General features: G+C 62.1%; 12 protein-coding genes. 6 read left to right on the top strand and 6 right to left on the bottom strand.

The window, feature by feature from the left end:
• Positions 1 to 18: 18 nt before the first annotated feature.
• From YU3_RS0131720 to YU3_RS40975, 3 genes are all read right to left on the bottom strand, one after another.
• On the bottom strand, positions 19 to 816 hold the full coding sequence (locus YU3_RS0131720) for a MipA/OmpV family protein (protein WP_027169967.1): 798 nt from the start codon (positions 814 to 816) through the stop codon (positions 19 to 21).
• Between the two features lie 269 nt (positions 817 to 1,085).
• The gene (locus YU3_RS0131715) at positions 1,086 to 2,168 is read right to left on the bottom strand and encodes a glycosyltransferase family 4 protein (protein ID WP_051334175.1); all 1,083 of its coding nucleotides are present in this window, start codon (positions 2,166 to 2,168) and stop codon (positions 1,086 to 1,088) included.
• Positions 2,169 to 2,379: 211 nt separating this feature from the next.
• Complete coding sequence (locus YU3_RS40975) at positions 2,380 to 2,712, bottom strand: hypothetical protein (RefSeq protein ID WP_156913663.1); 333 nt, start codon at positions 2,710 to 2,712, stop codon at positions 2,380 to 2,382.
• On the opposite strand from YU3_RS40975, the gene YU3_RS0131710 reads away from it, so the two are divergent.
• From YU3_RS0131710 to YU3_RS0131695, 4 genes are all read left to right on the top strand, one after another.
• The gene (locus YU3_RS0131710) at positions 2,677 to 3,354 is read left to right on the top strand and encodes a hypothetical protein (RefSeq protein WP_156913662.1); all 678 of its coding nucleotides are present in this window, start codon (positions 2,677 to 2,679) and stop codon (positions 3,352 to 3,354) included. The two genes, YU3_RS40975 and YU3_RS0131710, sit on opposite strands and share 36 nt — an antisense overlap.
• Before the next feature lie 141 nt (positions 3,355 to 3,495).
• On the top strand, positions 3,496 to 4,446 hold the full coding sequence (locus tag YU3_RS38860; RefSeq protein WP_051334174.1) for a glycosyltransferase: 951 nt from the start codon (positions 3,496 to 3,498) through the stop codon (positions 4,444 to 4,446).
• A gap of 13 nt (positions 4,447 to 4,459) precedes the next feature.
• Positions 4,460 to 5,878: a glycosyltransferase family 1 protein gene (locus tag YU3_RS38855; RefSeq protein ID WP_051334173.1), complete on the top strand. Its 1,419-nt coding sequence runs from the start codon at positions 4,460 to 4,462 to the stop codon at positions 5,876 to 5,878.
• Between the two features lie 109 nt (positions 5,879 to 5,987).
• Positions 5,988 to 6,542, top strand: a complete 555-nt coding sequence (locus YU3_RS0131695) for an HdeD family acid-resistance protein (RefSeq protein ID WP_027169964.1) — start codon at positions 5,988 to 5,990, stop codon at positions 6,540 to 6,542.
• Between the two features lie 9 nt (positions 6,543 to 6,551).
• On the opposite strand, the gene YU3_RS0131690 is transcribed toward YU3_RS0131695, so the two are convergent.
• The 3 genes from YU3_RS0131690 to YU3_RS0131680 all read right to left on the bottom strand — a co-directional run bounded on the left by YU3_RS0131690 (position 6,552) and on the right by YU3_RS0131680 (position 9,074).
• Positions 6,552 to 6,878 (bottom strand): hypothetical protein, encoded by a 327-nt coding sequence (locus tag YU3_RS0131690; RefSeq protein WP_051334172.1) that lies wholly within the window; start codon positions 6,876 to 6,878, stop codon positions 6,552 to 6,554.
• Positions 6,879 to 7,197: 319 nt separating this feature from the next.
• Entirely contained in the window at positions 7,198 to 8,181 is a 984-nt protein-coding gene (locus YU3_RS0131685) for a bifunctional riboflavin kinase/FAD synthetase (protein WP_027169962.1), read from the bottom strand.
• A 32-nt stretch (positions 8,182 to 8,213) separates the two neighbouring features.
• A complete protein-coding gene (locus YU3_RS0131680) occupies positions 8,214 to 9,074 on the bottom strand; it encodes a TIGR01459 family HAD-type hydrolase (RefSeq protein WP_027169961.1) in 861 nt (286 codons plus the stop codon).
• A 296-nt stretch (positions 9,075 to 9,370) separates the two neighbouring features.
• Here YU3_RS0131680 and YU3_RS0131675 point away from each other — a divergent pair, with 296 nt between their 5' ends.
• Together YU3_RS0131675 and YU3_RS0131670 are read left to right on the top strand one after the other, a co-directional pair.
• Positions 9,371 to 11,272, top strand: coding sequence for a TadE/TadG family type IV pilus assembly protein (locus YU3_RS0131675; protein WP_027169960.1), 1,902 nt, complete (start codon positions 9,371 to 9,373; stop codon positions 11,270 to 11,272).
• A gap of 194 nt (positions 11,273 to 11,466) precedes the next feature.
• A complete protein-coding gene (locus tag YU3_RS0131670; protein WP_027169959.1) occupies positions 11,467 to 13,440 on the top strand; it encodes a pilus assembly protein in 1,974 nt (657 codons plus the stop codon).
• The last annotated feature ends 316 nt before the right edge of the window (positions 13,441 to 13,756 follow it).

Genomic DNA, 13,756 nt, shown 5'->3' with positions numbered 1-13,756 from the left:
TGAAGCCGCTTTCGCGGCCTACATGGTGAAATTGAAGCGGTAGGTGGTCGAGACACCGAAGGTCCACTGGTCTCGGTTGCCCCGCTCCTTGACCAGGCTGGAATCGGCGGCCGGTCCCATCAGGCGCGAATATTCGGTGAAGACGCTCGCCGTCATCGGCTCGGTCACTTTCCAGGTGATCGCGCCGCCGAGGCCCGTCGATTTCACACCGCCGCCCGGATGGTATTCGCTCAAGCCCGAAGCCGCCGCTTCCTTGGCGTTGACGCCGTAATAGGCGTCGAAATAGTCGGACGATGCGAAGGAGACGCGCGGGCCGCCGGAAATGCGGATCGTCGGCGTGATGTCGTAGAAGGCATCCGCCGCGATGTCCGCCACGAAGCCGTTATGGGCACGAATGCCGTGCCGCAGTTCCGCCCGCGCCCTGACCCAATCCAGCGGATAGAATTCGAAGAAGCCGCCCGCCTCACCGCCCCAGCGCACGGGGTCGAGGCCCTTGAGCTCGTCCTTGCTGTCGCGCGAGAATATGAACTTGCCGGTCAGGCCGGCGCGAACGGAACCGTCATCGATCAGCGCCAGCGAAATGTTGTCGTTGCGCGAGGCGAAGCGCGCTTCGGGGCCGACCTTGCCGAGCGAGATGATCGGCTGGGCGCTCAGCATATATTTCTTGCCGCCTTCGAAATTCGGCGCGACGAGGCCGGTGGCGCCGAGCGTCAGATACCAGTCGCCGGATATCCAGCTACCTTCGCCCGCCTGGGCGACCGGCGCGGTGAACAGACCTACGGCGACGGCCAGCGGAATCGTCCCGACAATACGCATCGTCACCCCTTACGCGAAACGCGCCGGCAACACCATCCGCCGGCGTCCAAGCCATGCCGTGCGTTCGGTAAAATTTGACTTAAAAGCGCATCGCACTGAAACGGATTCAGGCGACGCGCTTAAAGTCTTGTCTTGATGCATGTCGTTATCCCAAAACCGCAGCGCACTTCTGGGCGATCTCTGTTTTGATGCATGCCGTTATCCCAGAACCACAGCACACTTCTGGGCGGCATGCATTAAAGCCGGCAACGTCGGAACCGACTGGCGAACTAACTGACACGCCGATTGCGGCGGGACGTCTCGACAAGGTCGCAGGCTGCTTCCAGTCCGCCGGTAAGCTGAGTTGACGAACCGTAGGCAAGGGCCGCCTCGTGCCACTGGGTCCGGATCGCCGGGTTGCCGGCTTTCAGGATTGCCTGCCGCCAGATTTCGGGATCGTCGCGATTGGCCACAACCAGTCCCGCCCCGCTGGCTTCGACATATTTTGCATATCCGCAAGCGGCCGACGCGATGACCGGCAGGCCATTTGCGAGCGCCTCGAGGATCACCGTGCCCGTATTTTCCAGGCGAGCCGGGTGCAGCATGAAATCGCTCGCAACCACAATCGCCGGGATGTCCTCCTGGATGCCCAGCAGGATGACCCGTTCGGACATACCGCATTTGGCAATCAGGCCGCGAAGCCGGGTTTCCTCCTCGCTGTTTTTTCGCAGGCCGGCCACCAGCCAATGGATGTTCGGGAACGGCTGAAGCGCCTTTGCCGCACGGTCGAGGCCCTTCACCTTCATTCGGTTGGCGATGGTCAAGGCAATGACGGCATCGCGGGGAAGCCCGAAGCGATCGCGGATTTCATTGCGGTCGCCGGTCAGCAGTTCCGGTCTGCGGCGTTTCGGATCGAGTGTCGGCCCGACGACATGGATGCGCGATTCCTCCGTTCGCCAGAAGTCGCGGTAAAGCGCTGCCTGGTGCTCGCTGAGCGCAATGATCTGCGCCGCGTTGCCGGGGGCAAAGATCATCGATTCCAGCTTTTGCTGGCGAATGAAACGGGGCGAAAACGGTCGCCACCATCCGAGCTTCGAGGCAAAATAGGGCGGGTCGCCGGCATAGTAGATATCCAGGCCCGCCATCTTGTTGAACCCGACCACGCAGTCGAAGTCCCGCCTGGCCGTCAGCAGGGTCCTTCCCAGCGCATACTCGGTGCCCGGATTGGAGATAACCCGCGCCGGCTGGACTTTTATCGTCGCCGGACTGTCGACATGGCCGACCTGGCGTGTCGTCAGGATCGTCACGCTGTGACCGCGCTTGACAAGGCGGTCGCTGATATTGAGACAATCCCTTTGCAGCCCCCCGTTCATAAAGAGGGCAGAGATCGCGCAGCAGATTTTCATCGCATTTTCCGGAGCGCCCTCTTACCCCCAGTCGGCGAAGAGATACTCCGGGTGCGCCCAGACTTCTCCACTCAAACAAACAAAGCAGGGCGCTTAAATGTTGGTCGTGTTGAAAATACGAATATGCTGTATATAGCTGGTAATCAAGAGACTTGAATGCTGTCGCGTTCGAGCTTTTTCAAAAAAGCCAGATGGAGCGCGCTGATGAGAATTCCTCGGGTCGATCGCGGTTGCCAAGCCGGATACGATTGAAAGCCGCCGACCCGTGCCAAAGGCCCTGCGCGAATACGACTGGCGGCAATGGCTGAGGCTGCAGCCGCCGATACATGCCATCAAGACCGCTCGCTATCGGAAAATCGACCAGACGTTCCTGGGCCGGCCGGTCAGGGATGGCGATATCCCGGACATCCGCCATGCCGCCCGGGGTCGCCATGTCCTGCTTACTGTTGCCTTCGGCGATGCCCAGTGCCTCGATGTGCAGTTGCGGCTGACGAGAGGACTTGTTCGTCACGACCTCCACATCGTGGCCGACAACAGCGTCAGCGACGCTTCCGCACGCGAGAACGGACAGGTATGCGCGGCCCGCGGCGCTGCCTATGTCAGGTTGCCGGCCAATCCATGGACCGTGAAGAATCCAAGCCGATCCCACGGCGCGGCGCTCAACTGGATGTGGCACAATGTCCTGAAACCGGCGGCGCCGGCCGCCTTCGGATTTCTGGACCAGGATCTTTTTCCGACGCAGCCTTGCGATCCCTTCGAACCTCTTGAAGACGCGCCGTTTTACGGCGACCTCCGCTGGGCGGGTGCGCGCTGGTATTTGTGGGCAGGCTATTGTTTCTTTCGATTCGACGCCGTCGGCCGCCAGCCTCTCGATTTCGGGCTCGATTGGTTCGCTGGTCTCGATACCGGCGGAGCCAACTGGGAGGTGCTCTACCGGGATGTGGACCCGAACGCCGTGCCGCAACGGCCAATCACCGCATTCGCGGCCTTGCCCGGGATCGAACTCAGGCAGGCCTATTGCGAATGGCGTGGAAGCTGGCTTCATGAGGTCGGCCTCGACGGCGACCCCTCGTTGAAGGCGAAAAAGCGCGAGGCGGTTCTACGCTTGCTCGAGCCTGCCCTCGAGGTCTCGCTCAGGTCGGCGCGACAATGAAAATGGCGGTCGACAGGACGACGGAACTTTGGGATGGAACTTTGGATCCGGGCCGCAAACTCCCCTACCCATATTGGATAATTTAACGGCCATTTGTCACGCCCGGTCATCGCGAAGGAAGTTCTATTGCCGACAGTAAGTGTGATCATTCCGGTGAGAGACGGCGCGCAGTATGTCGGCGAAGCGCTGCAAAGCATCCTGGACCAGGATCTGGCGGATATCGAAGCCATCGTCATCGACGATGGCTCCTCGGACGACAGCGCGGCGATCGTGACGTCACTTGGCGAGCGCGATGGCCGAGTCAAAGTTGTCGCCAATCGCGGCAAGGGGATCGTCGACGCGCTCAATATGGGGATTTCGCTCGCGCAGGCCCCTCTTGTGGCGCGCATGGATTGCGACGATGTCTCGCTGCCCGACAGGTTGCGCCTGCAGGCGGCGTGTTTCGAGGCGGATCCCGATTTGCATCTGCTCGGTACGGCGGGATTGCGGATCGACCGCGACGGAGAACCGTTGAAGCCGATCGACGTTCCCATCGGCAACGACCAGTTGCGGGACGCGCTTGCCAGATACAATCCCATGCTTCATCCGACAGTGATGTTCCGGACCGAGGCCGTCCGGCGCGTGGGAGGCTACCGTCGCGCATTCACCTATGCCGAGGACTACGACCTGTGGCTGCGGCTTTCCGAGACCGGAAAACTGGCCAATATGGATGCACGGCTCGTGAAATTGCGCTCGCATCCCGGGCAGGTATCGCGCGTCAAGGAGGAGCAGCAAAAAGCGGCCGCGGCACTGGCCAGACAGGCGGCGCAGTCGCGTCGCTCCCGCGCCGAGCCGTTCGACGTAAACGGCCAGCCCGCGCAGGCCGTCGGAGCCTTCCTGGCATGGCGCGCCGCCAGCGGGGTCGGCATCTCCAGCCTGGAAAGACGCGACATCGAGTTGCTGCTGCGGACCGCGGGCATACCCTTGGCCGTCACCTGCAAGCTGCTGTTCCTCGCGGCCGTCGGCGCTCCTTCTTTCAGGACGCTCGCGCTCGGGCCTCGACTAGCCTGGCGCAGGATGACCGCGCGCCCTGCGAAAATGCGGCCAAACTGATGCGGCCCGGCTGATGCGGCTTGTCGTCGATCTCACGAGCATGGTGCGCTGGCTTGGCCCGCCGGTCGGCCTGGTCCGCGTGCAGCGGCATTACGGCGCGACGGCGGCCGCATTCAAGGCCTGCGAGCTGGCGTTCACGGTGTTCGACCCGATCGAGCGGGTCCTCAGGCAGGTTTCGCCAGAAATTGCGGCAGAAATCATTGCCGGAGACATCTCATGCGACATGAGTTTTTATCCGGACCCTGCCCGCATCAAGATGCGGCTTTACGATCGCTGGCCAAGCTGGGCGCGGCAGTCGCTGATGGCGATCGTAAAAGCGCGCCGGATCCTGATAACGGAAATCGGCGCCTTCGGCCGGCACAATCCCGACAGCGGTTTTCTCCGTTTCCTAGAGCGGATCGAAAACTGGCTGATGAAAGGAAACGAGCGGCGGCTGGTCGCTCGCGACGACGGTTCACGCGTCCGGATCGTGCCGCTGCGGACAGTGGCCGGCAGCAAATACAGACTGGCGTCCGGCGACCATCTGCTTTTGATGAACAATGACTGGGCGCACACCGATATCGAGGCCATCTCGCGCGAGTGCCGTTCGGCCGGCGCAAAGCTGATCGTGCTGCTGAACGACATCATCCCCATCCAGTTTCCCGAATGGTACAAGCCGCACGACGTCAAGAGATTCACGCACTATGTGAATCTGGCGCTCGGGCTGGCGGACCGCTTCATCCTGACGTCGAGGCGCGTCACCGCCGACATCGAGCAGTATGCCGCCAAGCTCGGCACCCACCTGCCGGAGCTGAGACATGTCCCGCTCGGCTGCGACAGCGCCCGTAAATCGAAGTCGGACGGCCGCCTGCCGGACGGACTTGAGACGGGTCGCTACATCCTGTTCGTTTCCACCATCGAACCACGCAAGAACCATTCGCTGCTGATGGATGTCTGGCGGCGCCTCGTTCTCGACGGAACGGTCGCGCATAGCGGCATGAAGCTGGTTTTCGTCGGGCGCAGCGGCTGGATGGTCGATGACGTCCTGGCGAAGCTTCACAGCCATCCCGACTACGGCAAGAGCCTTGTCCATCTCGACAACGTCGACGACGGGACGCTGTCCCTCCTCTACCGGAACAGTGCGTTCTGTGTTTACCCGTCCATCTACGAGGGGTACGGGCTGCCGCCCGTCGAGGCGCTGGCCTACGGAAAGGCCCTGATCGCCTCGACCGGCGGCGCCATCCCCGAAGTGGTCGGTCCGTTCGGACTCTGCCTTGATCCACTCGACGTCGAAGGATGGGAAAACGCCATGCGGCGGTGGATCTCCTCGCCCGAGGCCCGCGCTTCATATGAGGCGAAGGCCGGAGAATTCGTGGCGCGAAGCTGGGAGCAGGCTGGCCGGGAGACGCTGGAGGCGGCGCTTGCGCCGTTCATGGACGAAGTCCAGGCTTAGCGACATCCAAGCCCGCGCTTCGCCGCCGTGCTCGCTGGACGCAAGAAGCCGTCGGGATTACCCTCCTTTCAACCGCAAGTGGCGCGGCGATATCGGAGGGAGAAACAGCATGACCTTGCAAGGTGACGCCCTGAAAGACGCAATCGGCCAGACGCGGGACAAATGGGGATGGTTCGTGGCGCTCGGCGTGCTGCTGCTGATCTTCGGCGGCGTCGCCTTCGGCAATCTGTTCATCGCCACCGTGGCCTCGGTCTATGTGGTCGGCTGGCTGATGCTGATGGCCGGCGCCATCGAGATCATCCATGCCTTCGGCGTCAAGACATGGGGACGGTTCTTCTATTGGCTGCTGAGCGGCCTTCTCTATGCGGTCGCCGGATTCTTCGCCTTCGACAACCCGCTGCTCGCCTCGGCGGTGCTGACGCTGCTGCTCGCGATCGCTCTCGTCGCCTCGGGGCTGCTGAGAGCCTGGGTCGCCTTCAATCACAGGCCGGAGCAAGGCTGGGGATGGCTGCTCGCAGCCGCCGTCATCACCATCCTGCTTGGCCTGATGATCGCCATGGGCTGGCCGGTCAACAGCCTTTGGGTGCTGGGCATCTTCCTGGCCATCGACCTGGTCTTCCAAGGCTGGAGTTTCATTGCCATCGGCCTGGCTTTGAAGCGGTAGGACTTCCGCTCAGTCCACGTTGAGAAGCGTTACGGCGACCAACGCCAGCGCTATGCCTAAATATTGCGCCTTGGACACCTCTTCCTTGAAGACGAACGCGCCGACGAGGACCGCGCCGGCCACCACGATCGTGTTGACCAGCGCACCGGTGACGGCGAGGTTCAGCCGCGTGTTGATGAAAGCAAATGCGAAGTAGCCTACCGGCGACAGCAGCATGACGATGGCAAGGCTGCGGCCGCTGCCGGTCTTGCCCCAATGCGCGCTCAGTCCATCACAGAGAATGAACAGCGCGGCGCAGAGCAAAACTACGGCCCACACCATTAGATTTATCTTCATTAGCATTCTCTGCACAATCTGGCGTCCGCGTTCGGTGAAGTGCTTCACCCACGCAGGTAACCTTTTGGATTGAGCGGCGAATTGAAGACGATCTAATGCATGTCGCCCAGAAGTGCGCAGCGGTTCTGGGGCAACGACATGCATCAAAACAAAGACTTAAAGCGCGTCGCCTGAATACGTTTCAGCGCGACGCGCTTTAGAGCAATTCCAGGAAAAGTGTGAGCGGTCAGGCTCGGCGGCTTCGCCGTAGCGTTCCGTCCGGAATTGCGTCAAAAAGGAGATGGAGCGGTTCGCCGTTTCCGTGAAACGGTGAAATGCCCTAGAACGCGATTTCGGCGTCCAACTCCGAGAGCGGGCGAACGCCCGCCAGCAGCGCCCTCGCCTCGGCCTCGTCCTTTTTCATCTGCGCGACCAGCGGGTCGAGGCCGTCGAACTTGAGTTCCGGGCGCAGGAAGCCGAAGAACGACACCTCGCAGGTCTCGCCATAGAGATCGCCGGAGAAATCGAAGACGTAAGTCTCGAGCAGCGGCGCACCGTTGTCGTCGACGGTCGGGCGGCGGCCGAAGCTAGCGACGCCGTCATGAAGCGTGCCGTCGGCACGACGGAAGCGGACGGCGTAGATCCCTTCCCGCAAGGCTGCTTCCGGTGAAAGCCGCATATTGGCGGTCGGGAAACCGAGGATGCGGCCAAGCTGCTGGCCGCCGATCACTTCGGCCTCGACGGTGAAGCGGTAGCCGAGCAGGCCTGCGGCCTCCTCCACCTTGCCCTCCGCGAGCAGCTCGCGGATGCGGCTCGACGAGACCACTTCAGCGCCTTCATCGCGGAAGGCGTCGACCAGCGTCACGCCGAAGCCATGCCGTTCTCCCGCCGCCATCAGAAAAGCCGGGCCGCCCTGGCGGTCCTTGCCGAAATGAAAGTCGAAACCGGTGACGGCGTGATGAATGCCGAGGATCTTCTCCAGCACATCGGTCACGAAGGCCTCGGCGGAGAGCGAGGCAAAATCGCGCGTGAACGGCTGCTCGACCAAAGCGGCAAAGCCAAGTCCGGCCAGGAGCCGCGCCTTCATCGGCGGCGGCGTCAGCACGAAGAGCGGCACCTCCGGCCGGAACACCTTGCGCGGATGTGGCTCGAATGTCAGCACCAAAGCAGGCACACCATTGCGGCGGGCTTCAGCCAGCGCGCGCTCCAGCACGGACTGGTGGCCGCGATGGACGCCGTCGAAATTGCCGATCGCCACGACGCCGCCGCGCAGATGCGCAGGCAGCGGGGCGATCGTGGAAAGACGTTCGAAGGCTTGCGTCATGTCGAGGCGCCCGTCATGGCCAGACTATCAACCTATTGCAGACGCGGAATGACGGCGACCGGCCGGTAGCCATGCTTGTCGAGAAAGCCCGCCAGCCTTTCAGGATCGGGCCGCAGCGGATCGCCATAGTCGCGGGCATGGATGCCGCCGGAGACATAGAGCACGTCAAAGCCGTTGTCGGCCGCCCCCTTGACGTCGGTCATCATGCCGTCGCCGATGGCCAGAACCTCGCTGCGCTCGACGGCGCGGCCGAGCAGGCCTGCGACCTCCTTCATGGCGACATCGTAGATCGGCGCGAAAGGCTTGCCTGCAATCAGCGTGCGGCCGCCCAGTTGTGCGTAGTCTCGCGCGAGCGCGCCGGCGCACCAGATGGTGCGCTCGCCGCGCTCGACCAGGATATCCGGATTGGCGCAGATGAACGGCAGATTGCGCGCACGCAGCCGCTGCAGAAGCTCGGCATAGTCGGCGGGCTTCTCCACCTCGTCGTCATAGAGCCCGGTGCAGACGATGCCCGAAGCCTCGAATTCCTCGACGAGATCGACGTCGAGCCCGTCATAGAGTGTGAAATCGCGCTCGGGGCCGATATGGAAGATCTTCCTCGGGCCCTCGGCGATCAGGTCGCGCGTCACGTCGCCGGAGGTGACGACCCGGTCACAGGCATCGGCGGGAACGCCGATGATTTTCATCTGGGCAACGACGTCGGCGCTGCGACGCGGCGAATTGGTGATCAGCACGACAGGCACATTGGACGCGCGCGCCCGGGCAAGCGCGCCGGCGGCGGCCGGAAAATGCCATTCGCCGTTGTGCACGACGCCCCATACGTCGCACAGGATGGCGGCGTAGCGCCCCGCCAGATCGTCGAGCGAAGCGATGATGTCGGGCGAATCCGCCATGCCGTATCCCTGATCCTGATCTCTGGCGAGGCCGCAACAGCCGTCCCTCGGTTCCGAGTCCGCCACAGCCGGTTCCGCATAACGGAAGCGTTTCATCCTGTCACGAGCTTTCCCGATCGCCGCACGTCGACCCCGCGATATCGCTCCGGAAGCACAGGGTTAACGCGCCGTCAAAAAGGCGGCGCGTTCTTGATAGTTTCGCGCAAGCTGAAATTTAACGATTTATGACCATGGTAGTACGGTCAACTGCGACCATGGTTGTATCTCAACATGGGTCCTTGGCGGGGGTATACGCAATGATTCGCGATTTTTTCCACGACAGGCGGGGAAACTACGCCTTGATGACGGTCATCACGATGATACCGCTGATGGGCGGCGTCGCGTTGGCGGTCGACTATACCGAACTGACGCGGGAACGGCAGGAGACGCTGAACGCGCTCGATGCGGCCGGCATCGCCACGGCGCAGCAGATCGTCTCCGGTGCAAGTGACGCGGATGCCAAGGCCTATGCCAAGACATTCTTCGAGGCCAATCTGAGGCACGTCCTTCCGGCGAACACGACGCTGGCGGTGACCCTGCCCAACAACAATGCGGGCGGCGGCACCCTGGTGCTTGAGGCCAGCCTGAAGTACAAGCCTTATTTCCTGCCGGCCGCAGTCGCGCTGCTTGGCGGAACTCCCGGCCAGACCACCATCGACTTTTCGGCCAAATCCGAGATTCGCCTCAAGAACACGTTGGAAGTGGCGCTGGTGCTCGACAATTCGGGCTCGATGAGCGACATCTCCCCCACTGGAGGCCAGCAGCGCATAGCCCTGCTCAAGACCGCCGCCACCGAACTGGTGAACATGCTTGCCGGCCAAGCGGATATGATGCGACAGATCGACAGGCCGGTGCAGTTCTCGCTGGTGCCGTTTTCGGCTTCGGTCAATGTTGGTCCAGCCAACAAGGATAAAGCCTGGATGGATCTGGACGGCATGTCACCGATCCATCACGAAGATTTCGATTGGACGACGATGTATAAGACCGCTCCTGGCGTCGATCCCAACAAGTATATTGAGAAAGTTGGTGACGCTTACTGGAAGCGCGGCAGCGGTTGGGGCGCGGGACAGTACACCACAATGACCCGCTTCAAGCTCTACGAAGACATGACGGCCACGACCCGGACCTGCACCAAGAAGCGGTCCAATGGCAGTTGCCAAACCTATTCTACCCCCACAACCGGACAGTATGAAGCCTGGAAAGGCTGCGTGGAGGCGAGGCCTTATCCCTACAATGTCGACGACACGACGCCGACGACGAGCAAGCCCGCCAGCCTGTTCGTACCGATGTTCGCGCCCGACGAGGCTGGCAACCTTTGGACAGACAGCACCCGCACAAGCACGGCGTCCTGGGGCTACAGCAACAATTGGTGGATCGATTCGGCAGATAGCCTGGCGGTGGCAAAACGTCAGTCGGACATGCGGAAGTATTTCATTACAAAGCCATACACCGCAGCCGCAGAGCCGACTGACGGCGGCCCCAATGCGGGATGCACGACTTCCGCCATCACTCCGCTGCAAGACATAACCACGACCGCAGGCAAGACCACCGTCACAAACGCTATCAACGCGATGACGCCCACGGGCAACACCAACGTGCCCGAGGGACTGGCCTGGGGCTGGCGAACGCTTTCCAGCAATGAACCCTTTACCGAGGGCAGGCCCAATAGCGAAAAAGGCAACGACAAGGTGGTTATCGTGCTGACGGACGGCGCCAACACCTACAGCTCAGTCAACGACAGCAGCTATGCCAATAACAGATCGACCTATGCCGCTTATGGATATACAGGACTGGCGTATCCCGGGTCTGGCTCGGTGACCCGCCTCTTCATGAACACCAGTTCAGCCGTCGGCAAAAGCACCTATACGGACGCCAACTATACCGCCGCTCTCGACGAGCAGATGCAAACGCTGTGCGCCAACGCCAAGGCCAACAACATTATCGTCATGACGGTTTCCCTCGATCTCAGCAACCAGAAGACAGCCGAGAAGAAGGCGATCACGGCCCTTACGGCCTGTGCATCAGACTCGCGCTTCCGCAAGGACCCGACCGATCCGAGCAAGCCGGCGAAGCTGTTCTGGAATTCGACCGGCGCGACGCTGTCGGACGATTTCAAGGCGATCGGCAACGAATTGTCGAACCTGCGCATCGTCAGCTGAGCACCTCCACAGACCACCCACGACGCCCGCCGCCAGGCGGGCGTTTCTCATCGTGACGGCATCCCGCGGGCGATTGGTTAGCGCTTGGTGAAGTCGCCGTTAAGCAATCGACCGGTTTGCCAAACCGGTCCTTCAGCGTTTTGTGGAAGTGTGGCCTGACAAAGAATCGCCGGCGGGGGGCCGCTTCAAGTACAATGCGCAAATTCTGGCATCAATTCTGCCGTGACCGCCGCGGCAACTATGCCCTGATGACGGCGATCGCCATGGTGCCATTGATGGGCGCGGTAGCCATGGGTGTCGATTTCGGCGAGCTCAATCGCGAAAAGCAGATGGTGCTGAGCGCGCTCGACGCCGCCAACTTCGCCGCCGCGGGGCGGCTTTCGCAAGGAGCGACGGACGACCAGATCAGGGCCTACGCGGTTGGCTTCTTCAATTCCAATCTCAATGGTGTCGACCCCGGCAACCTTTCGCTCGATGTCACGCTGCCAAGCAGCCAGACCGGCGGCGGCCTGATGAAGCTTTGCGCGACGCTCACCTACCACCCCTATTTCTATCCGGCCGCGGCGTTGCTCAATGGCGCATCCGACGGCGACGCACACAAGCCGATCCAGCTCGAGATGTGCTCTCAGGTGCGGCTGAAGAACACGCTGGAAGTGGCGATGGTGCTCGACAATTCGGGCTCCATGACAACGCCCGGCACGGGCTCGGGACAGAAGCGCATCGACCTGCTCAAGCAGGCCGCCAAGCAGCTCGTCGACACGCTGGCGGAGCAGGCATCGCAGATCAAGCAGATCGACAAGCCGGTCCAGTTCAGCCTCGTGCCCTTCGCGGCCTCGGTCAATGTCGGGCCGGACAACGACAACGCCTCCTGGATCGACACCTACGGGCTGTCGCCGATCGCCAACGAGAATTTCGACTGGTCGACACTGAACGCCCCCGACAAATACGCCCAGAAAATCAACGGCATCTGGTACAAGAAGGGCACCGGTTGGGCAGCGGAGGAAGGCCAGATACTGACCCGTTTCGAGCTCTATCGGGACATGAAGGTCGTCACCAGCCATGAACGCATCGCCGGCAGCAAGCGGGTCGTCTGCGACAAGTACCGTTCCAATCATACCTGCTCGAATAGCCATAACGAATACGACTACAACGACACCTACGGGCCGTTCGCCTCCTGGCAGGGCTGTGTGGAAGTGCGCCCCTATCCATACAATATCGACGACACGCCGGCCTCGGGCGGCCCCAACAACACAGGCATAGGCGTCGGCGATCCAGCGACCATGTTCGTGCCGATGTTCGCGCCGGACGAGCCCGGCAACCATTGGTACATCACGCAGGATCCCGACGAGCTTCCGCCGAAAACCTACGGCGCCGCCAACAGCTGGTGGAACGACGATCCGACGAGCACCACCGGCAAGACGCGCCAATCCAACATGGCCAAGTATTTCATGCCGCGGCCGATCGATGCGCCGGTGCTGTCGAAGGGCGCCGGCCCGAATTACAGCTGCACCACCACGCCGGTCACGCCGCTCACCGACGTCACCAACGCGGATGGGCTTGCAGCCATCAAGGCGGCGATCGACCTGATGCAGCCCAACGGCAACACCAACGTGCCCGAAGGCATGGCCTGGGGCTGGCGCACCGTGTCCAACGCCGCGCCCTTCACCGAGGGCCGCCCGGAAAACGAGCGCGGCAACGACAAGGTCGTCATCGTGCTGACCGACGGCGAGAACACCTATTCGACGGTCAGTTCCGACCCCGCCGGCAACAAGTCGACCTATGCCGCCTATGGCTATACCGGTGTCGGCTATAACGGCACTTCGGTCACGCGCCTGTTCGGCGGCACGTCGAGCGCGATCGGCCAGTTCAACTATTCGTCGAGTAACTACACCGCCGCGATGAACGAGCAGATGGCGAAGCTGTGCGACAATGCCAAGGCGGGCAAGATCATGGTGATGACGGTCGCGCTCGACATGTCATCGACCGATACCGGCGACCAGAAGGCGATGGCCGCGCTGAAGGCCTGCTCTTCGGATTCCCGCTTCCGCAAGGATCCGACCGATCCCAGCAAACCGGCCAAGCTGTTCTGGAACGCGACCGGAGCGACGCTTTCGGACAATTTCAAGGAAATCGCGAACGAGTTGTCGAATTTGAGGGTGGTGGGGTAAGCGCAGACGCGGAAGCTGCCAATCTCCCCCCTCACATGAGGGCCATTGGGTCAAGAGGTTGATCTGCTAGCTGTTGGTTTGATCGTGGGGCAGCTGTTCGTCCCGACCATAGGGCGCTCGAAAGCGTCGCGCGCAGATCGGCGCAAGGCCGGCTGTCCAGCCGCCGCGCAGCGGCTTGGTCTTGCGCTGATTGAGCACGGCGCCACACTGGACGTGGCGGGATGTAGCTTTGCGTCTCCTGGCCCGGGACCTGCCTTGGCGGGACTGACGGCGCGCTCTGGAGCGCCCTCAGAACCTCACATACGGTCGCCGCGTG

It is taken from the genome of Mesorhizobium sp. WSM3224 (genome assembly GCF_000427725.1).
Lineage (GTDB): Bacteria > Pseudomonadota > Alphaproteobacteria > Rhizobiales > Rhizobiaceae > Mesorhizobium.
This window is presented reverse-complemented; position numbering and strand designations above follow the sequence as displayed.